We start from the raw sequence: 20306 nt of genomic DNA on the forward strand, positions 1-20306 counted from the left end.
CTACAGTTTCGGTCAAATGCGATGCCCGGGCTTCTGCCCTGCTTTACACTCATAAAACGACTGAGCAGAGTGCCCCGCAGTGCGTGTGAAGAGGGCTTGCTGTCGGGCTCCTTTCGCTCTCTTCACGCGTCAAAAAAGCGCGCGGGGCAATCCGCGAACCTCCAGAGCAAGGGACTGGATAGTGAAGACCATAACCAAGATTGGGCTGCGCGGTGGCGCGGCTCTCCAGGTGCTGACTCTTGTCAGCGCCGGCCTTACGACTTTCTCCGCACCCGCATTCGCGCAAGCGTCGCAAGCTTCCTCGGACGAACCGTCTAGTGACACGATCGTCGTTACCGGTTCCATTATTCGCCGCACTGACGCCGAAACACCCTCGCCAGTGACCCGGGTCACCACTGAGGAACTGGACCGCCGTGGCATCAACACCGTGCAGGACGGCATTCAGAAACTGGCTTCCAATAACGGCCCGGCTCTTACCAACGGCTTCACTGCGAACGGCGCTTTCGCTGGCGGTGCATCCGCTGTCTCGCTGCGTGGTCTGTCGACCAACTCGACGCTTGTGCTGTTCGACGGCCTGCGCGCTGCTTATTACCCGCTGGCGGACGACGGTTCGCGGAATTTCGTCGACCTCAACACCATTCAGGACGATATCGTTGAAAATGTCGAAGTCCTGAAGGACGGGGCTTCCTCCAGCTACGGCGCGGATGCCATCGCCGGCGTGGTTAACATTATCACCAAGCGTGAATTCAAGGGCATTGCCGGTCGGGTCGAGGCAGGTGTTGCCGAAAATGGCGCTGGGGGCAGTCAACGCCTGTCGCTGATGGCCGGCACCGGCGATCTGGATGACAATGGTTTCAACGCTTATATCAGCGGCTTCTACTATCATTCGGAAGCGGTTTATAATCGTCAGCTTGATGCGCCCTTTAATTCTTCCGATCAGCGCGGCATCGGTGGCCATAACGGCCAGGCCTATGGTCTGGACGCGAACGGCGTTCTGGAAAATAATGGCACGCTGACAGCGCAGGGCGATGGTAATTACAATCTGGGCAACCTGTATGTTCGCCCAGCAGACGCTCTCACCAACACCGCAATTGCGGGCAGCCGCTATCAGTTGCTGGCCGGCCGTTGCCTCAACGGTACGCCCTATACCCCGACGGCTGCAGACCGCGCACCCAGCAACAACGCCAATATTCCAAACCTCGTCTGCAACGAGGACGGCGTGAACAAATATGGTGTCGTCGCTCCCGAAATTCAGCGTTTCGGCGGTTCCGCACGCATCACAGCTCGCGTTGGCGATACGTCGGAAGCATATCTGTCTGTCAATTTCCAGCAGTCCACCGTCAGCTATACCGGTGGTCCGCCGACGATCCGCGGAAATGCGCCGACCGGCATTTTTTATCCGCAGTTCTCGACGTCGAGCAATGCCGCCGTGCGCGCGCCTGGCTCGTTCGTGCTGTCGCTGCCCGTCTATGTCTGCGCTCGTTCTACCGTTGGCCCGTGCACCGCGACTAACGGCACGCTGAATCCAAACAATCCGTTTGCTACGGCCGGCCAGAATGCGCTGATCATCGGCGGCCTTCCCACGACGATCACGTCCAACGAAACCCGCAGCCGCGTCTATCGCGCTGCTGCTGGCATTCAGGGCACGATATTCGACGATGTCGACTACAAGGTCGATTTTACGGCGATGCACACCGATCTGCGTCGCAAGATGGATGGCTATGTCTACATCCAGCACCTGCTGGATGTGATCAAGGACGGGTCGTATAACTTCGTCAATCCGGCCGCGAACAGCCAAGACGTTCAGGATTATCTGACGCCAACGAACATCTCGAATGCCTCGTCGGACCTGTACCAGGGCCAATTCACCATGTCGAAGGCGATCGCAGATTTGCCGGGCGGTCCGCTGCAGGTCGCGATCGGCGGATCGATCTATCATGAAGCCGTCGACGCTCCCAGCGCCAACTCGGACATCAATGGTCCCACCATGCGTTATTTCACTCTCAACGCATTTGGTACCAAGGGTAGCCGCACCGTTTCGTCGGCCTTCGGTGAAATCGTCGCTCCTGTCATCGACCAAGTCGAACTGGAAGCGTCGGGTCGTTATGACCACTATAGCTCGGGTCAAAGCGCCTTCTCGCCCAAATTTGGCATCAAGGTGAAGCCGGTTCGTCAGTTGCTGCTGCGCGGCACCTATTCGAAGGGCTTCCGTATCCCGTCCTTCGGTGAAGCCAATGCTTTGCCGACCACCGGTTATGTGTCGCAGGTTGCCGCCAACATCCCGGCGGCTTTCCGCGCTCAATATGGTGCGGCTTGTGCCACTACACCGGCATCCTGCCCGACCTATCTGACCAACTACTCTATCGGTCAGACGACGCTGGCTTCGCCCAATCTCAACCCAGAGAAGTCGCGCAGCTTCACGGCCGGCGCGGTGTTCGAGCCGATCCGCAACCTGTCATTCACCGTTGACTATTACAACATCAAGAAGACTGGGGCGATCACCTCGCCGTCGACGGCGCCTGCTATCGCAGCTTATTACGCCGGCCAGCCGATCCCGGCCGGCTTCAATGTCATCGCCGACGCGCCCGACGTTAACAATCCGACGGCGACTCCGCGTATCGCCTTCGTTGAATCGACGCTGATCAACTCCGACACCATCAAGTCGGAAGGTATCGACTTCGGCGCGAACTTCACTCACGATTTTGGCGGTGTGAAGTGGTCGAGCAATCTGGAAGCTTCCATGCTGATCAATCTCAGCACGACCTTCCCCGACGGCACGACCGAAAAATATGTCGGTACCCTGGGTAACTTCAACCTGACGGCTGGTTCGGGCACGTTCAAGTGGCATGGCTATTGGTCGAATACGCTGGACTTCGGCAAGCTGGCTTTGACTGGCACCGTCAACTACACGTCGGGCTATGACCTGTCGGCGATGGATCAGGGGAATGAGTATAAGGATTGCGGTCTGTCGCCTGGCTACGGCGACTGTCATGTGTCCAAGTACATCACCTTCGACCTGAACACGAACTTCAAGGTCACGGATAAGGTGAACTTCTATGTGAACGTCATCAATCTGTTCGACAACCTGCCGGACATCGACCCGGTCACCTATGGTGCGTTCCTGTACAACTCGGTTCAGGCGGGCGAAGGCGTGTATGGCCGGATTTTCCGGGCCGGCGCGCGCTTCAAGTTCTGATCGGACGAAATGCAAACAGAAGAGGCGGTCTCTTGTCGAGGCCGCCTTTTTCGTAAAAGAGGAATTTTCGATGAAGCTGTTTCCCATCATTCTGATCTGCGGGTCTGTGCTGGCTCCGCCGACTTTCGCAGCCGATGCACCGTCTGGTCAGGCGATGTCAGCGGACAGCGCCGCGGAAAAGAAAATCTGCCGCCGGGAAACGGTAACAGGGTCGTTCATGCCCAAGCGCACTTGCCATACGCGAGCGGAGTGGGAAGCGATCGAACAGAATGCGAATGCGGAAAAGGACCGAGCAGGCACACGCTCATTGTCGGGGAATTGGCGTTCGAACTAAACGCGGCACGAAAAAGCTGCGTGACTGGGATGTTCACCATTCACCTTATATCCACGGCTGTGTTGATCGGGATCAACAGCATCTTCCAATGGACAAAGCCCTCCTGAGCCTAGCGGCTTCTTCTCCTCCTTTGCAGCCGCCCCCAGGACGGGCTCGCGGCTGTTGCATTTCAGCGACATAGCGGCGAGCAAAATTATCGCAGATTAGTTCCGTAGCTTTACTTTTGTTAAATGGCTGAGCAGGCTTTGTTCGTCCGCGCCGTTTCGACGCCACGCAAGTGGCCAGACAGGGCGGAGAGAGGCAGAGACACTCGAAGCAAGGGGTAGAGCTTTGATCCATATTAAGAAGAGCATGTTGCGTTCCGGCGCGGCACCGATGATCCTGTCCATGGCACTGGTCGCAGGGCCTGCCTTCTCTCAGAGCGAACCCCAGGCGGCGGCTCCCGAAGCAGAAGATACGATCATTGTCACCGGATCGCGCATCCAGCGGCCGGATCTCGAAGCGAGCAGTCCTGTGGCTGTGCTCTCCGCTGAGCAGATCAAACAGGTCAATACCGTGACGGTCGAACAGATCCTGTCGTCCAACCCCCAATTCATGGCGGGCTTCGGCGGATCTTCCAACAACCCGGGCGATGGTTCGGCCACGGTCGACCTTCGCGGCCTGGGGGAAAACCGCACGCTGGTGCTGATCGATGGCAAGCGTGCGCCTTTCTACGATACGTCGGGCGCTGTCGACGTCAACAGCATCCCCACGGCACTGATCAAGCGGATCGATGTGCTGACCGGTGGCGCATCCGCCGTTTATGGCTCGGATGCCGTGGCGGGCGTAGTCAACTTCGTTCTGGACGACCGGTTCGAAGGGCTCGCAGCCGATGGCAGCAGCCAGATTTCCAGCCGGGGGGACGGCGCGCTCTATAATATCAGCCTGACTGGCGGCATCAAATTGGGCGACCGGGGCAATCTGGTCGTGTCGGGCGGCTATTCAAAGCGCAACGGCGTCTATTTCGGCGCCCGCCGCCGGAACGCAACCGCGCTGGATTCGAGTGACCTGGTCAGCTCTGGCGGCTCCAGCAATGGCGTCCCAACGCTGTTCGACATTCCCGGGGACGAGGACGGCACCGTTGGGGGGCTGCAACAGGTCCAACCTGATGGCTCGCTGTCCAGCGATGTCGAGCTCTACAACTTCAATCCCGTCAACTATGCCCAGTTGCCCTTCGAACGCTATAATGTGATGGCGCTCGGCCGGTATGAAGTGACCGACGGTGTAGAGGCTTATGGCCGTTTCAGCTACAGCCATGTGAAGGTCGAGACGAACCTGGCGCCGACGGCGACCGCAGGTTTCGGCTTCAATCTCGATCCCAGCAACCCCTTCCTGTCGGATGCGATGCGCGCCGCCTTCTTCGACCAGGTGGCCAATCCCTTCCTGCAGATCAACGATGGATCGGATGTCGCTGAAGATCCCACGGCGCGTGCGGGAACGTCCAACATCGGCATCCGCCGCCGCATGGTCGAAACCGGCGGCCGTTTGAGCACCTACACCACGAACAATTTCCAGTTTGTGGGTGGTCTGCGGGGGCAGATCGGCGATGGGCTGAACTATGATCTCTTCGCGCAATACGGGCAATCGAAGCGCGACACCGTGCTGCGTAACGACCTGTCCTATACGGCTCTGCAGCAAGCGCTGGACGTGGTCCAGGGGCCCAACGGCCCGCAATGCTTCGATCCGTCCAACGGCTGCGTGCCGCTCAACATCTTCACCACGACGCCGGTGACACAGCAGCAGCTCGCCTTCGTTCTGCGTAACGCGACGGAAAATACCAAGACAACCCAGTTCATCGCGGGCGGCAGCCTGGCGGGTGACATCGGTTTTCTGAAGAGCCCCTGGGCCGACGGCCCGGCGGCTTTCTCGATCGGTGCGGAATATCGCCGGGAAAAGGGCACGACCAAGGTCGATCCGCTCTATGCGTCGGGCGATCTCATCTATTATGGTCAGGGTCAGAACATTTCCGGCAAATATGACGTCAAGGAACTTTATGCGGAACTGAAAATGCCGCTGGTTCAGGAACGGCCGGGCATCTACGCGCTGAATGTGGAGGGCGGGTACCGTTATTCCGATTATTCGACCGTCGGGTCGGTTCATACCTACAAGTTCGGCGGCGACTATGCGCCGATCAATGGCGTGCGTTTGCGCGGCATCTATCAGCGCGCCGTTCGCGCCCCTAATCTCTATGAACTATACTCTCCTGTCGTGGCAGCCACCGGCAGCCTTCAGGTCGATCCTTGTGCGGGCAGCAATGTGCCTGCCGACATCGCTGCCATCTGTATCGCGCAGGGGGCTCCGACCGTGGGCGCGATTGCGCAGCCGATTTCGGGTCAGGTCAACATCTTCACTGGCGGAAATCAGAATCTGCATGAGGAAAAGGCCGATACGGTCACGCTCGGCCTGGTGGTAAACCCGCCGTCTCTGCGGAATTTCACCTTCTCGCTCGATTATTACCGCATCAAGATAAAGGATGCGGTCGATGACACGCCCGTCTTCGTGACGATGAACCAATGCTATAATATCGATAAGGACCCCAACAGCGCCGCTTGTGCCGGCATCGTGCGCAATCCGGTAACGGGTGGACTCAGCGGCGACACGACCATTGGCGTGCCATCGCAGCTGGGCAATGTCGCCGGCATCAAGACGGAGGGGCTGGACATCACCGCCAGCTATCGCGGCGGTTCGTCGGAAGGCTTCAATTACAGCATCAACTTCGCTGGCACCTACGTCTTTTCGTTCAAGAAGCAGAGCGATCCGACTTCCCCCGTTTATGAATGCGCGGGTACTTTCGGCGGTGCATGCGACATGGAGCCGCTGCCGGAATGGAAGCATGTTCTGGACCTGAACCTCGGCTTCAAGGGCTTCACGCTGAACAGCCGCTGGCGCTATCTGGGTTCGGTCAAGCAAGATGCCGCGACCGACATTCTGAGGTCCAAGATCGGCGGATATTCCTATTTCGATGAGACGCTCAGCGTCAATGTCGAAGATGGAGTGACGTTCCGCCTGGGCGTGCTGAACTTGTTCGACAAGAAGCCTCCGATCGTGGGCGACACGGTCGGCGCGTCAGCCAACGGCGGCAGCACCTTCCCCAATACCTATGATGTGATCGGGCGGCAGTTCTTCGCCGGCGCGTCGATCAAGTTCTGATGCTGAAGGGCCGGGGCCGATCATTAAGGCGGTCCCGGCCCGGTTTATTGCCGCTATGACGGGGGAATGACTCACCGCGAATCGGTTCTTTACGATCCCACCTGGCTCCCGCACAGGATCGATCCGGATCGTGGCGAGATACTGTTCCTGCGCTGTGATCCCGATAGGATTGCCGCCGCCTCCTTCATTGACGGGCGTACGGACATCGGCGTCGGCTCCTACCTTGCCCTGCCTATTGCCGATCTGCTGCGACAGCCTTTGCCATCCCGCCCCACCTGCCGTTTTCTCTTCCATATCGGTTTTTGCGGCTCGACTTTATTGTCGCGGCTGATCGAGGCGCCTGGTCATGTGCGGGTGCTGCGGGAGCCGAACATATTTGCCGATCTGGCGAATTATCGCGCCGCGCTCGACCGAAGGGAAAGCAATGCGGAAATGAGCGACCGGTTGGTGCAGCATATCTGTTTGCTGCTCCATCGCCCCTGGTCCCCTGGCGAGATCATGGTGGTGAAGCCATCCAACTGGGCCAATAATCTGTTGCCCTCGATAATGTCCGTCGGTCCGCTGCGAGCGATTTTCCTCACCATGACGCGCCCGGCCTTTCTTCAGGCGGTGTGCCGGGGCGGCAGCGATCGGCTGGCCTTTGCGGCTCGGGCGGCAGTCCATCTATCCAGCAGGGGCACGCGCGACGCCAGTCAGGTGTCGGGCGCTCTGGCTCGCAAAGGCGACGATCTGGATCGCTTGCTCGCGCTAACGCTGGTGCTGCATGCGATCCAGCAGCGCGCCTTTGAAAAAGTGATTAAGCAGTCTGGTCAAAAGGAGATGCGCCTTCTCTATGGGGAGGGTTTGCGGACGGACCCACGGCATCTTGCTCGTCAGGCGATGCAAACGCTGGCGGTGCCGCAGCCGATGCTGGCAGATACCGTCGCGCATTGGTCCGGACGGAACGCCAAGGCGCCGGATCAAGCTTATTCGGTGCAGGACGAAAGGGATGCGGACGGCCGGGCCGCAACAGCCATCGGGGACCGGATGGAGGCAGCCTTGCAATGGGCGAACGAAGCTTTGGGTAACTGAATGCGGGATCAATCGGGTTGCCGGCCTGTCCGAAGCCAGCCTGTCACCGAAAGGCGTTCGGCACCGGCAAAGGGCGCCACATGGCTCACACTGTGCGGTTGCCCGATGGCGAATAGGCTCAGTCTGTTGAAGTGAGGAACGAATATGTCGGTGACATTCTCGCCCGCGCCATGGAACAGCAATAGCCCGCCCCAATCCGGTCGCCATCCCGGGGTCAACCCCAATATATAGGCCAGCCGCCTATTCTTGCCGGCGACGGCATCATCATGCCGCGTCAGGAAGTCTCCCGGCCGATAGCGGGTGGCCTGCGCATCGGCAAAGCCGATCCCCTTTTCTCCTGTGATCGCCGCGATGAATTCCAGGACCTCCTGAGAACTCATGAAGGTTGCAAAAGCCGCGAGATGCTCGCTGGCCGCTTGCCTCTTCGATTTTTCATCCGGCACGCGGATGGTGTCGAACTGGAACTGAAAACCATGACTGGCCTTGGCGAACATGGCCTGTTCCAAGGTCTTGCGCGTCTCGTCCGGCAAAGCATCGAACCGATCGGCAGCGATTTCGAAGACCTGGCTTTCGCCGTTGATGACATGGCGCCAATCGGAGCGTTCGCTCAGACTGGCGCGCAACGCCAGAGCCTGAGGGGCTTCAAGGAAATCGGCGATCTGCACGCGGCCCTCGCATGCAAAATGCTCTCGCAAAATCGCTTCGTCCAAGTCCGGATTCAACTTGAACATGGGGAATGAAGGGCGTTCCATATGGACGGACTATAACGATTTTCCCGTCCGGGAAACGCCCCTCTTTGGCTCCCGCATCAGCCCACACTCAACCTCAACGCCCCATCCCCTTCATCCACCCTCACGGTCGCGCCGTCCGGCACTTCGCCGCGCAGGATCAGGTCGGCCAGCGGGTCCTGCAGGTAGCGCTGCACCGCGCGCTTCAGCGGCCTTGCGCCGTAGACCGGATCATAACCCACCCGGCCCAGCCATGCCCGTGCGCCGTCGGTCAGGTCGAGTTTCACCTTCCGGTCCTTCAGCAGCTTGCCGATCCGCGCCACCTGGATGTCCACGATCGGCGCCATGTGGGCGGCGCCCAGGCGGTGGAACAGGATCACCTCGTCCAGCCGGTTCAGGAATTCCGGCCGGAAATGCGCGCGGACGATGTCCATCACCTGATCCTCGACCTTCTCGACCGGCTCGTCATCCGCGAGCGAAGCGATGAACTGGCTGCCCAGGTTCGACGTCAGCACGATGATCGTGTTGGTGAAGTCCACCGTCCGGCCCTGACCATCGGTCAGGCGGCCGTCATCCAGCACCTGGAGCAGCACGTTGAACACATCGCCATGCGCCTTCTCCACCTCATCGAACAGCACGACCTGATAGGGCCGGCGACGCACGGCTTCGGTCAGCACGCCGCCTTCCTCATAGCCGATATAACCCGGCGGCGCGCCGATCAGCCGGGCGACCGAGTGCTTCTCCATGAACTCGCTCATGTCGATGCGCACCATCGCGCTGTCGTCGTCGAACAGGAATCCGGCGAGCGCCTTGGTCAGCTCGGTCTTGCCCACGCCCGTGGGCCCCAGGAACAGGAATGATCCCAGCGGCCGGTTCGGGTCCTGCAAACCCGCCCGCGAACGGCGCACCGCGGTCGACACGGCCTTGACCGCATCGGCCTGGCCGATGACGCGCTTGCCCAGTTCCTCTTCCATGGCGAGCAGCTTCTCGCGCTCGCCCTCCATCATCCTGTCGACGGGGATGCCGGTCCAGCGGCTGACTACCGAAGCGATGTCCTCGCTCGTCACTTCCTCGCGCAGCATCGCGCCCTGCGTGACGTTCTGGGCCTCGGCCAGCTTGCGCTCCAGCTCCGGAATGCGGCCATAGGCCAGCTCGCCCGCCTTGGCGAGGTCGCCCGCGCGCTGCGCCTGGTCCAGTTCGACGCGGGCAGCGTCCAACTGCTCCTTGAGCTTGCTTTCGCCCGCGATCTTGTCCTTCTCCGCCTGCCAGCGCTGGGTGAGTTCGGCCGACTGCTGCTCCAGATTGGCGAGGTCTTCTTCCAGCGCCGCCAAGCGATCCTGCGAAGCCTTGTCCGTCTCCTTCTTCAGCGCCTCCCGCTCGATCTTGAGCTGGATGATCCGCCGGTCGAGCGTCTCGATCTCCTCCGGCTTGCTCTCCACCTCCATGCGCAGGCGCGACGCCGCCTCGTCCATCAGGTCGATGGCCTTGTCCGGCAGGAAACGGTCGGTGATGTAGCGGTTGGAGAGAGTCGCCGCCGACACGATCGCGCCGTCGGTGATCCGCACGCCATGGTGGAGTTCGTATTTCTCCTTCAGGCCCCGCAGGATGGAGATGGTGTCCTCCACCGTCGGCTCGCCCACGAAGACAGGCTGGAACCGCCGCTGCAACGCCGGGTCCTTCTCGACATATTTGCGATATTCGTCGAGCGTGGTCGCGCCGATGCAGTGCAGTTCGCCGCGCGCCAGGGCAGGCTTCAACAAATTGCCCGCGTCCATCGCGCCCTCGGACTTGCCCGCGCCGATCAGCGTGTGCATCTCGTCGATGAAGAGGACGATCTGGCCTTCCGCGCCCTTCACCTCGTCCAGCACGCCTTTCAGCCGCTCCTCGAACTCGCCGCGATATTTGGCGCCCGCGATCAGGCTTCCCATGTCGAGCGCCATCAGCGTGCGGTCCTTCAGCGTATCGGGCACGTCGCCATTGGCGATGCGCAGCGCCAGCCCCTCGGCAATGGCGGTCTTGCCGACGCCGGGATCACCGATGAGGACGGGATTGTTCTTGGTGCGGCGGGCCAGGATCTGGATTGTCCGCCGGATTTCCTCGTCACGGCCGATCACGGGGTCCAGCTTGCCCTCGCGCGCCGCTTCGGTCAGGTCGCGGGCGAATTTCTTGAGCGCGTCGTAGCGATCCTCCGCGCCCGCCGTGTCGGCGGTGCGCCCCCCGCGCAGATTGTTGATCGCGGCATTCAGCGCCTCCGCCTTCACACCAGCCGCCGCCAAAGCCTTGCCGGCCGCCGTGGTGGTGGCGAGGGTGAGGGCCAGCAACAGCCGCTCGACGGTGACGAAGCTGTCCCCCGCCTTGGTCGCGATCTGTTCGGCACTGTCCAGCACGCGCACGGCATCATTGTCCAGGCCGGGGGTCTGCTGCGCGCCGCTGCCGGATACGGCAGGCACCTTGGCCAGCGCTGCGTCGGTTTCGCGCAGCGCCACGCCGGCGTCGCCGCCCGCTGCCTTGATCAGGCCGGAGGCCATGCCCTGCTGATCCTCCAGCAACGCCTTCAGCAGATGCTCCGGGCCGATGCGCTGATGGCTCATCCGGATCGCGACGGTCTGCGCCGACTGGAGGAAGCCCTTGGCGCGGTCAGTGAATTTTTCGAGGTTCATCATGTTCCCCTTCGTGAAGCTCGTCACGATGTAATGTTGCATAAAAGCAACACAAGAGGCTCTACGCAAATATCCTTACGTCCTGGCGCACCGTGTTCCTTATGAAGGCGGGAAGCCGGTCCCGCCGTCAGAACTGGACTCCTGCATTGGCTCAGGCCGACCTTCGGGTCGCGGGAGCACGCTGCGTTAAACCTCGGGCGGGGAACACATGTTCCCTATCGCTTCACCGCTTTTGGCGCATCCGGCGCAAAGGCGTCCCCGAAGAAATCCCCCTTGTACCAGAGCGGCGCCTGCGGCTCGTCCGCGATCTCCCGCGCGATGGCATAGTTCACCTTGGCGAACTTGGCCGCCGCGCCCCAGTTGAAGGGCAGGCTCATCTGGTCGGAAAGCTGGTGATAGTCGGTCTTGAGGAAATGTTCGAACGCCTCTTTCCCCGGCCCGGCGAAACCGGTCATCAGGAACACCGCCGGCACCCCCTCCTGCACGAAGCGATAATGGTCGGACCGGGTGAACAGCCCTTCGGCCGGCAGGGGATCGGGCGAGAGCGAAACGCCCTCGGCCTTCGCCGCTTTCTCGACAATCGGTCCCAGGGTCGAATGATCGGCGCCGAAGGCGATCACGTCCTGAAAATCATAGGTCAGGATCGGCATGTCGAGATTGACCACGCCGACCAACTTGCCCCCCGCCGGCAGGACGGGGTTCCGCGCCAGATATTGCGACCCCAGCAGCCCGTCTTCCTCCGCCGTCACCGCCGCGAACAGGATGGAGCGTTTCGGCCGCTCCCCGCTCTCCGCAAAGGCCTTGGCCACCGCCAGCAGGGTCGCCACGCCCGACGCATTGTCCATCGCGCCATTATAGACCCTGTCCGGCCCCTTGCCGTCTTCCTTGACCCCCAGATGGTCGAGATGCGCCATCAGCAGCACATATTCCCGGGCCAGCGCCGGGTCGGAACCGGGCAGCACCGCCAGCACATTGCGGCTGGGCGCGGTCTCGACGGTGCTGGTGCGCTCGATGCGGATGCCGGGCTTCAGCGCGAAGCCCTTGGGCCGGACGCCCTTCTTCTCCGCCTCGGCACGGATCGCGGCCAGGCTCCTGCCCGATCCGGCGAGCAGCGCGTCGGCGGCGGCGCCGGTCACTGTGCCGGTGCCGCGGATCCCGGGAGTGCGGACATAGGGCTGGCCGTCTTTTTCCAGCCAGCTCACCGTCGGATGCTGCGCCCGGTCGCGCAGCTTCTCCCAGGGGGTGCGGCGCAGATAGCCGGTGGTGGGAATGGTGATGAGGCCGATGGCCCCGGCCTGCTGCGCCGCCAGCGCCTTTTCGGCGGCCAGGTGTGCGCCGATCTCGCTCGGCATGCCGACGGGCGAGCCGGACAGCGCCACCGCGAACTTGCCCCGCAGGTCGAGACCGGCATAGTCGTCGATCTTCTCGCGGCCGGATTTCAGGCCATAGCCGACGAACACCGCCTGCGCCTCGATGCTTTGCCGCGGCTCCCGGCCGAAGGCGCCGACCGCGACATCGTCGCCATTGGCGAAGCGCCTGCCGCCGATGTCCATCGACGGGGTGGCCCCCTTGTCGAGCCGCGCCACGGCAAGCGTCACGGGCTGATACCAGCTATCGGCAACCGCCTGCCGCAGGCCCAGTGTCTCGAACCGCGCGGCGACATAGCGGGCGGCGATGTCATAGCCGCGCGTGCCCGCGTCGCGCCCCTCCAGCAGGTCGTCGGCCAGGAAGCCGATGTCGGCCCGAATGCCCTCCGCACTGATGGCGGGCGCGGTTTCGGCGGGCGCTGGGCCGGGGGTGGCGAGGGCAAGGGCGAAGGTGGAAGCGAAGGCGAAGGACCGAAGGCGCATCGGGTGCGAAAACCTCTGTTTATGGTTGGAAGGGAAACCTAGCGCGCTGGTTTCGTCTGTCCAGCGGCCTCTCGCCCTTGCCGGAGGATGAGGCGCCTCTCCCACATGCGTATTGCACAGCTAAAACGCCCCGCTATGCTGCCCGCCGATCCACTGACCATCATGAGGCGCCGATGACCTTCTCCCCCATTTCCCGCCGGATGGCCCTGATGCTCGGCCTGTCCTCGCTCGCGTTCGTGCCCATGATGCAGGCGGCGGCTGCTCCGGCGTCCCAGACGGCGAGCGCGCCCGCGCCGCTTTCCAGCCTGGTCGCGGCGGTGAACATTCCCTATGAGCAGTTCACGCTGAAGAACGGGCTGCGCGTCATCGTCCACACCGACCGCAAGGCGCCGGTCGTGGGCGTGTCCATCTGGTATCATGTCGGCTCGCGCTTCGAACCGGCGGGCAAGACCGGCTTCGCCCATCTGTTCGAACATCTGATGTTCTACGGCTCCGAAAATGCCGACGGACCTTTCTTCGGGCGGCTGGAGGACATCGGCGCCACCGACTGGAACGGCACGACCTGGTTCGACCGCACCAATTATTTCGAGACGGTGCCGACCGGCGCGCTGGACCGGGCGCTGTTCCTGGAATCCGACCGCATGGGCCATCTGCTGGGCGCTGTCACCCAGACCAAGCTCGATACCCAGCGCGGCGTCGTGCAGAATGAAAAGCGCATGGGCGAGAATGAGCCCTATGGGCTGGTCGAATATGCGCAGCTCGCCGCCATGCTGCCGGAGGGGCATCCCTACCGCCACTCCACCATCGGTTCGATGGCGGACCTGAACGCAGCCAGCCTTGCCGATGTGCAGACATGGTTCAAGACCCATTATGGTCCGAACAACGCCGTGCTGGTACTGGCGGGCGACATCGACGTGCCGACCGCGAAGGCCAAGGTCGAGAAGTGGTTCGGCAATATCCCCGCCGGTCCCGCGCCCAGGGATGTGGATGCGGCCGTCCCGACGCTCGACAAGGATGTCGAGAAGGTGATGCACGACAATGTCGCCGCCACCCGGCTCTATCGCAACTGGATCGTGCCGGGTGTGAATTCGGACGATCTGACGCCGCTCAACCTGGCGATGGCTGTGTTCGGCGGCCTCAAATCCTCGCGGCTCGACAATATCCTCGTGCGGGACGAGAAGGTCGCCGTGGGCGTGAAGGCCAGCATCCAGCCCTTCGAGAAGCTCTCCATCGCGGAGATCACCGTGGACGTGAAGCCGGGGCAGGACCCGGTGGCGGTGGGCAAGCGGCTCGACCAGCTTCTGGCTGACTATCTCGCCAAGGGGCCGACGGCGGACGAGGTGCAGCGCGCCGCGACGCAGCAGCTTTCGGGCACCATCGGCGGGCTGGAGAAGGTCGGCGGCTTCAGCGGCAAGGCGGTGACGCTGGCCGAGGGCGCCGTCTATTCGGGCGATCCGGCCAAATATAAGAAGGATCTGGCCGCCGCCGCCGCCGCGACGCCCCAATCGGTGAGCGAGGCGGCGCGCAAATGGTTGTCCCGGCCGGTGTTCCGCCTGACCGTGGCCCCGGGCGAGCGGTCGGCCGAGGACAATGCGTTGGCGGGCAACGCGACCCATCATCCGGCCTATTTCCGCGATCCCAAGAAGCCCGCGCCGGTCGCGGCGACCCCGCCGCCGCCCACAAAAATCGCTGAGCCGGGGATCGAGCCGGTCAAGGACCTGGAATTCCCGGCGGTCGAGCATGCGACGCTCAAGAACGGCATTCCCATCGTCTTCGCGCGCCGAGCAACGGTGCCGGTGGTGCGGGTGTCGGTATCCTTCGATGCGGGCAATGCGGCCGACGACAAGGCGAAGCTGGGCACGGCGGGCCTGACCACCGCGCTGCTGGACGAAGGCACGACGACGCGCAGCTCCGTGCAGATCGCGGAGGAGCAGGAACGGCTGGGCGCCTCGATCAGCGCGGGCAATGGCATGGACGCGACCAATGTCGGCCTCTATGCGCTCAAGCCCAATCTGGACGCCTCGCTGGGTCTGCTGGCGGACGTGATCCGCAACCCGGCCTTCGCGCCGGCGGAGGTCGAACGCCTGCGCGGCCAGGTGCTGACCCGGATCGCGGCGGAAAAGACCGAACCCATGCCGATCGCGCAGCGCCTGCTGCCGCCGCTTCTCTATGGGCAGGCGCATCCCTATGGTATTCCCTTCACCGGATCGGGCACGGAAAGCGGCGTCAAGGCGGTGACGCGGGCCGATCTCGTCGCCTTCCACGACAAATGGATGCGGCCCGACAATGCGACGATCTTCGTCACCGGCGACACGACGCTGGCCGACGTGATGCCGCTGCTGGAAAAGCGCTTCGGGGACTGGAAGGCGCCCAAGGCGGCCAAGGGCGCCAAGCTGTTCCGCATGGACCGCATGATGCGCCCTTCGCGCATCATCCTGGTCGACAAGCCGCAAAGCCCGCAGTCGATGATCCTCGCCGGGCTGCTCACCAACAAGGCGGGCACGGACAATCCGGTGACGCTGCTGACCGCCAATGAGGTGCTGGGCGGCAGCTCGACCTCCCGCCTGATCATGGACCTGCGAGAGACCAAGGGCTGGGCCTATTATGCGGGCAGCGCGCTGCCCGGCGTCAAGGAGACGATCCCGCTGCTGGTCTATGCCCCGGTCCAGACCGACAAGACCGGGGAGTCCATCGTCGCCGCGCGGAAGGACATCAGCGACTTCCTGACCGCCAAGGGCACGACGGAGGCGGAACGCAACCAGACGATCAACAGCCAGATCCTGTCGCTGCCGGGCAGTTTCGAAACCTCGTCCGACCTGCTCGGCGCGATGATGCGCAACCGGATGCTCGGGCGGCCGGACGATTATTATGAGACGCTACCGGGCGTGTACCGCGCGATGACGGCCGCCGACCTCGACAAGGCGGCGCGGGATGCGATCAATCCCGACCGGCTGATCTGGGTGGTCGTGGGCGACGCGAAACTGGTGAAACCGCAGCTTGACGTCGTCGGCCTTCCGGTGGAAATGGGCACATTGGCCGATTGACGATTACGTAAAGGAGAAGTGCTATGGCAGCAGTGGATGGCGCCTATGACTGCGTCGCGAAAACGCCGATGGGCGACCAGAATGGCGTGCTGACGGTCATCAGCTCGGGCGACGGCTTTCATGGCACCTTCGCGGGCATGATGGGTTCGCTCGACGTGGCCGAGGGCAAGGTGGACGGCAACAAGCTGCGCTGGAAGATGAACATGACGCTGCCGATGCCGATGACGCTGGAATGCGAGGCGGAGGTGAATGGCGACGCCATCACCGGGACGATGCAGCTTGGCGCGTTCGGCACGGCGGGCTTTTCGGGGACGCGCCGGGCCTGAGGGTTCCAGCAGGGCGGAAAAAAGGGCCGGAAACGCGAGTTTCCGGCCCTTTTTCGTGCCGCGTCAAAAACTTCCCCTATGCGCAACGGGGGGGCGCTTGCGGACTTGGCAGGTCGTGGCCCCTTTTAACTCCACCCCGCCCAAGGCTGCTTCTGCTCCCATCCCGCGATGGAGAGAAACGAAAATCCCTTGACGCAGGACATTAGTTAGCTATCTAAGAAAAATGTCCCGATCGGAGTTGAAGCGCGCCCTCGCGCATAAAATGCCGCAGGTGGCGCGCCAGTGGCGGCAACTGGCCGATCTGGCGCTGGCGGAATTCGGCGTGTCGAACAGCGCGGGCTGGTGCCTCATCTATCTCGACCGGCTGGGCCCTGACGTCCGGCAGGCGGATCTGGCGGAGGAACTGGGCATCGCCCAGCCTTCGCTGGTCCGGACGCTGGACCAGCTGCAGGCGGCGGGGCTTGTGGAGCGCGTACCCAATCCCGATGATCGGCGGTCGAATCGAGTCGCCTTCACGCCGGAGGGGCAGGAGCTGGTGGGCCGGATAGAGGCCAGGCTGGAGAATCTTCGGCGCGAATTGCTCGACGGCGTGCCCGATGCCGCGATCGAGATCATCGTCAACCTGCTGAACCTGCTGGAGCGGCGCATGGCCGAGCGGCGGGGTCAGTCGTAACGGGACGGCCCGCCATGAATGGCCCGACATGCGAGCGCTGATATGAACGCCCTTGGAGAGCGCATCGGCTGGCCTGCCGCGCTCTTTTCCCTGAAATGCTTCGCGGCGGCGATGCTGGCGCTCTATGTCGCGCTCAGCATCGGGCTGGAGCGGCCCTATTGGGCGTTCCTGACCAGCTATATCGTCGCCCAGCCGCTGGCCGGGGCGGTGATTTCCAAGGCGGTGTTCCGCGTCATCGGCACGCTGACCGGCGCGATCTTCTCCGTCGCCATCGTGCCGCCGCTGGTCAATGCGCCGGAACTGCTGTCGCTCGCCATGGCGCTTTGGCTGGCCCTGTGCGTCTTCGTCTCCCTGCTCGACCGCACGCCGCGATCCTATATGTTCGTGCTGGCGGGCTATAGCGCCTGCCTCATCGTCTTCCCCGACGTCGACACGCCGCAGACCATCTTCACCGTGGCGACGCTGCGCGTGCAGGAAATCACCATCGGCATCATGTGCGGCAGCCTGGTCCACGGCGTCGTCTTCCCCGGCTCCATCACCAATCTGCTGCTGGTGCGGGTGGAGGCGATGCTGCGCGATGCGGAGCGCTGGTCGCATGACGCCATCGCGTTGGAGCCGGTGGAGGGGCTGGCGCAGGAACGCCGCCGTCTGGCGCAGGACATCACCGAACTGCACCAGATGTCGGTGCACCTGCCCTTCGACATCAGCCGCCTCGCGCCCCGCGTGCGCACGGTGCGCGCGATGCAGGACCAGCTTTCGCTGCTGCTGCCCCTGGGCGCGGCCGTGGAGGACCGGCTGGCCATGCTGAAGGCGGCGAGCGGCGGAAAGGTGCCGCGGGAGGTCGAAGAACTGATCGCGGATGTCCGCGCCTGGATCGTCAACCCCGGCGACGACATCATCCTTCGCACCGCGGCGGCGGATGCCCTGATCGCCCGCTGCGCCGCTCTGGAGCCTGCGGCGCGGGCGGAGATGGGGTGGGCGGACATGATGCGCCTCAGCCTGTTCGCCCGGCTGGCCGCCCTGATCGCGGCGCATCGCGACTGCCGCGACCTTTACGACCAGATGGTGACGCACAGGCGGGAGGCGGTCAGCCCCCGCGTCGGTGAGTTGCTGGAGGGGCGGCGCAACCGCGAACTGCACAGGGATTATGCCGGCGCGGCGCGCGGGGCCCTCGGCGCCTTCGTCACCGTGGCCGTGGGCTGCGCATTGTGGATCGGCAGCGGCTGGAAGGACGGCGGCAGCGCGGTGATGCTGGCGGGCGTGTTCCTTTCCCTGTTCGCGGCGTCGGACAATCCGCTGGCGCCGCTCAAGGGCTTCATGATCGGAACCATCGCCGCTTCGCTGCTCGGCGCGGTCTATGGCTATGCGATCATGCCGCGCCTCGACGGCTTCGCCATGCTGGCGGCCGCCTATGCGCCGATGCTGTTGCTGCTCGGCACGATGATGGCGTCGCCGCGCTGGATGGGCATCGCCCTGCCGACGCTGTTGGGGCTGGGCAGCCCGGTGCTGCTGTCGGATCGCTATGTCAGCGCCTTTGCCAGCTACGCCAACGGCACCGTGGCGCAACTGGTGGGCATCTGGTTCGCGATCATCATGGCCGGGCTGTTGCAGTCGGCGGGGGTGGAGCGGGCGATCCGGCGCACCGTGCGCGCGGGCTGGAACGACATCGCGAACCGCGCCACACTGATGACGCCGCCCGATCTGCGCGGCTGGATCAACCGGATGCTGGACCGCATCGCCCTGTTGGCGCCGCGTCTGGCGGCGGTGCGGTCCGACAGCGGGCGGCCGCTCTATGACGCGCTGCGCGACCTGCGGACCGGCGTCGCCATTGGCGAATTGCGGCAATTGCGGCTCGACCTGCCCGCCGATGAAGCGGCGCCGCTGGCCGATGTGCTGACGGGCGTCAGCGCGCATTATCGCGGGCTGGACCCGGATGCGCCCGCGCCCGCGAAGCCCGCCCTGCTCACCGACATCGACCATGCGATCAGCGACCTGTCGCGCAATCCCAGCGCGGTGATCCGGCGGGAGGCCATACTCGCGCTGGTCAGCCTGCGCCGCAACCTGTTCCCTGAAAGCGAAGGCTATCGGAGAGTCGCCGCATGACCGGAGAAATCGCCCTGGGCGGCGTCTATGTGCCGACCCTGTTGTTGCTCGCGCTGGTGGCGCTGATCCTGAGCTGGGGCGTCACCCGGCTGATCGGCGCTTTTGGCCTCTATCGTTTCCTCGCCTATCGCGCGGCGGTCGACCTCAGCATCTTCGTGCTGGTGCTGGGCGCGCTCGCCCTCCTCGTTCCCACCCTTGGAATCCGCCTATGAACCGTTTTGCCGCCACGCTGATCCCCGCTGCCCTGATCAGGAGCGCCGCCACCATCGTCATCGTCATCGCCGCCGTGCTGGTGGCGATATGGATGTGGAACCATTATGAGCGCAGCCCCTGGACCCGCGACGGGCGGGTGCGCGCCGATGTGGTGCGGGTGACGCCGGACATTGGCGGGCTCGTCACCTCCGTCGCCGTGCATGACAACCAGGCGGTCAGGGCGGGCGACCTGCTGTTCGTGATCGACCGGCCGCGCTATGCGCTAGCGCTGGAGCAGGCGGAGGCGCAGATCGCCAGCGCCCGGGCCACACTCGGTCAGGCGCGGCGGGAGGCGACCCGCGACGTCGCGCTGGGCGAGCTGGTGGCGAAGGAGGCGCATGAACAGAATGTCGCGCGCGTCGCGACGGCGGAGGCTGCGCTGGCCGAAGCGATGAGCGCGCGCGATGCCGCCGCCCTCAATCTCAAGCGAACGCGGGTGGTCGCCTCGGTCAATGGCGTGGTCACGAACCTCGACCTGCATCCGGGCGATTTCGTCGCGGCGGGGCAGCAGGCCATGGCGCTGGTCGACCGCGACAGCCTGCGCATCGAAGGCTATTTCGAGGAAACCAAGCTGCCGCTGGTCTGCATCGGCGCGCCGGTGACGGTGCGGCTGATGGGCGAGGCGCAGGACCTCTACGGGCGGGTCGACAGCATCGCCTATGGCATCAACGACAGCAGCCGTTCGGATTCGGGCAATCTGCTGCCGACCGTCGAGCCGACCTTCTCCTGGGTGCGCCTGGCCCAGCGCATCCCGGTGCGGGTGAAGCTGACGCGGGTGCCGCCGGAGGTGAAGCTGATCGCCGGGCGCACGGCCACGGTGACGATCGAACCGGCGCGGAAGGACGCGAAGCCGGGGGTGTGCCGCCATGCATGAAATGCG

General features: G+C 63.6%; 13 protein-coding genes. 10 read left to right on the forward strand and 3 right to left on the reverse strand.

The window, feature by feature from the left end:
- The first annotated feature begins 181 nt into the window (after positions 1 to 181).
- The 4 genes from H5V43_RS14465 (at position 182) to H5V43_RS14480 (ending at position 7790) form a co-directional block, all read left to right on the forward strand.
- Entirely contained in the window at positions 182 to 3196 is a 3015-nt protein-coding gene (locus tag H5V43_RS14465; protein WP_052628081.1) for a TonB-dependent receptor domain-containing protein, read from the forward strand.
- Positions 3197 to 3266: 70 nt separating this feature from the next.
- On the forward strand, positions 3267 to 3530 hold the full coding sequence (locus tag H5V43_RS14470; RefSeq protein ID WP_052816702.1) for a hypothetical protein: 264 nt from the start codon (positions 3267 to 3269) through the stop codon (positions 3528 to 3530).
- 330 nt (positions 3531 to 3860) lie between these two features.
- A complete protein-coding gene (locus tag H5V43_RS14475) occupies positions 3861 to 6719 on the forward strand; it encodes a TonB-dependent receptor plug domain-containing protein (protein ID WP_025549425.1) in 2859 nt (952 codons plus the stop codon).
- A gap of 66 nt (positions 6720 to 6785) precedes the next feature.
- The gene (locus H5V43_RS14480; protein ID WP_025549426.1) at positions 6786 to 7790 is read left to right on the forward strand and encodes a hypothetical protein; all 1005 of its coding nucleotides are present in this window, start codon (positions 6786 to 6788) and stop codon (positions 7788 to 7790) included.
- Between the two features lie 8 nt (positions 7791 to 7798).
- On the opposite strand, the gene H5V43_RS14485 is transcribed toward H5V43_RS14480, so the two are convergent.
- The 3 genes from H5V43_RS14485 to H5V43_RS14495 form a co-directional block, all read right to left on the reverse strand.
- Positions 7799 to 8542: a 2OG-Fe(II) oxygenase gene (locus H5V43_RS14485; protein ID WP_025549427.1), complete on the reverse strand. Its 744-nt coding sequence runs from the start codon at positions 8540 to 8542 to the stop codon at positions 7799 to 7801.
- Between the two features lie 56 nt (positions 8543 to 8598).
- Positions 8599 to 11178, reverse strand: a complete 2580-nt coding sequence (gene clpB / locus H5V43_RS14490; protein WP_099185599.1) for an ATP-dependent chaperone ClpB — start codon at positions 11176 to 11178, stop codon at positions 8599 to 8601.
- Positions 11179 to 11393: 215 nt separating this feature from the next.
- On the reverse strand, positions 11394 to 13028 hold the full coding sequence (locus H5V43_RS14495; RefSeq protein ID WP_025549428.1) for a M28 family metallopeptidase: 1635 nt from the start codon (positions 13026 to 13028) through the stop codon (positions 11394 to 11396).
- Positions 13029 to 13201: 173 nt separating this feature from the next.
- Between H5V43_RS14495 and H5V43_RS14500 the strand changes: the two genes are divergently transcribed.
- The 6 genes from H5V43_RS14500 (at position 13202) to H5V43_RS14525 (ending at position 20300) form a co-directional block, all read left to right on the forward strand.
- Complete coding sequence (locus H5V43_RS14500) at positions 13202 to 16072, forward strand: M16 family metallopeptidase (protein ID WP_099185408.1); 2871 nt, start codon at positions 13202 to 13204, stop codon at positions 16070 to 16072.
- 23 nt (positions 16073 to 16095) lie between these two features.
- Positions 16096 to 16398, forward strand: coding sequence for a hypothetical protein (locus tag H5V43_RS14505; protein ID WP_048576931.1), 303 nt, complete (start codon positions 16096 to 16098; stop codon positions 16396 to 16398).
- Between the two features lie 223 nt (positions 16399 to 16621).
- Positions 16622 to 17071 carry a MarR family winged helix-turn-helix transcriptional regulator gene (locus H5V43_RS14510; protein ID WP_025549803.1) on the forward strand — a complete coding sequence of 150 codons (450 nt, stop codon included), beginning with the start codon at positions 16622 to 16624 and terminating at the stop codon, positions 17069 to 17071.
- A 42-nt stretch (positions 17072 to 17113) separates the two neighbouring features.
- Complete coding sequence (locus tag H5V43_RS14515; RefSeq protein ID WP_025549802.1) at positions 17114 to 19174, forward strand: FUSC family protein; 2061 nt, start codon at positions 17114 to 17116, stop codon at positions 19172 to 19174.
- Positions 19171 to 19386: a DUF1656 domain-containing protein gene (locus tag H5V43_RS14520; protein WP_025549801.1), complete on the forward strand. Its 216-nt coding sequence runs from the start codon at positions 19171 to 19173 to the stop codon at positions 19384 to 19386. The genes H5V43_RS14515 and H5V43_RS14520 overlap by 4 nt, the downstream gene beginning before the upstream one ends.
- Positions 19383 to 20300: an efflux RND transporter periplasmic adaptor subunit gene (locus H5V43_RS14525; RefSeq protein ID WP_025549800.1), complete on the forward strand. Its 918-nt coding sequence runs from the start codon at positions 19383 to 19385 to the stop codon at positions 20298 to 20300. Before H5V43_RS14520 ends, H5V43_RS14525 begins: the two co-directional genes overlap by 4 nt.
- The last annotated feature ends 6 nt before the right edge of the window (positions 20301 to 20306 follow it).

Origin of the sequence: Sphingobium fuliginis, assembly GCF_015074805.1 — a bacterium.
Taxonomy (GTDB): domain Bacteria; phylum Pseudomonadota; class Alphaproteobacteria; order Sphingomonadales; family Sphingomonadaceae; genus Sphingobium; species Sphingobium fuliginis.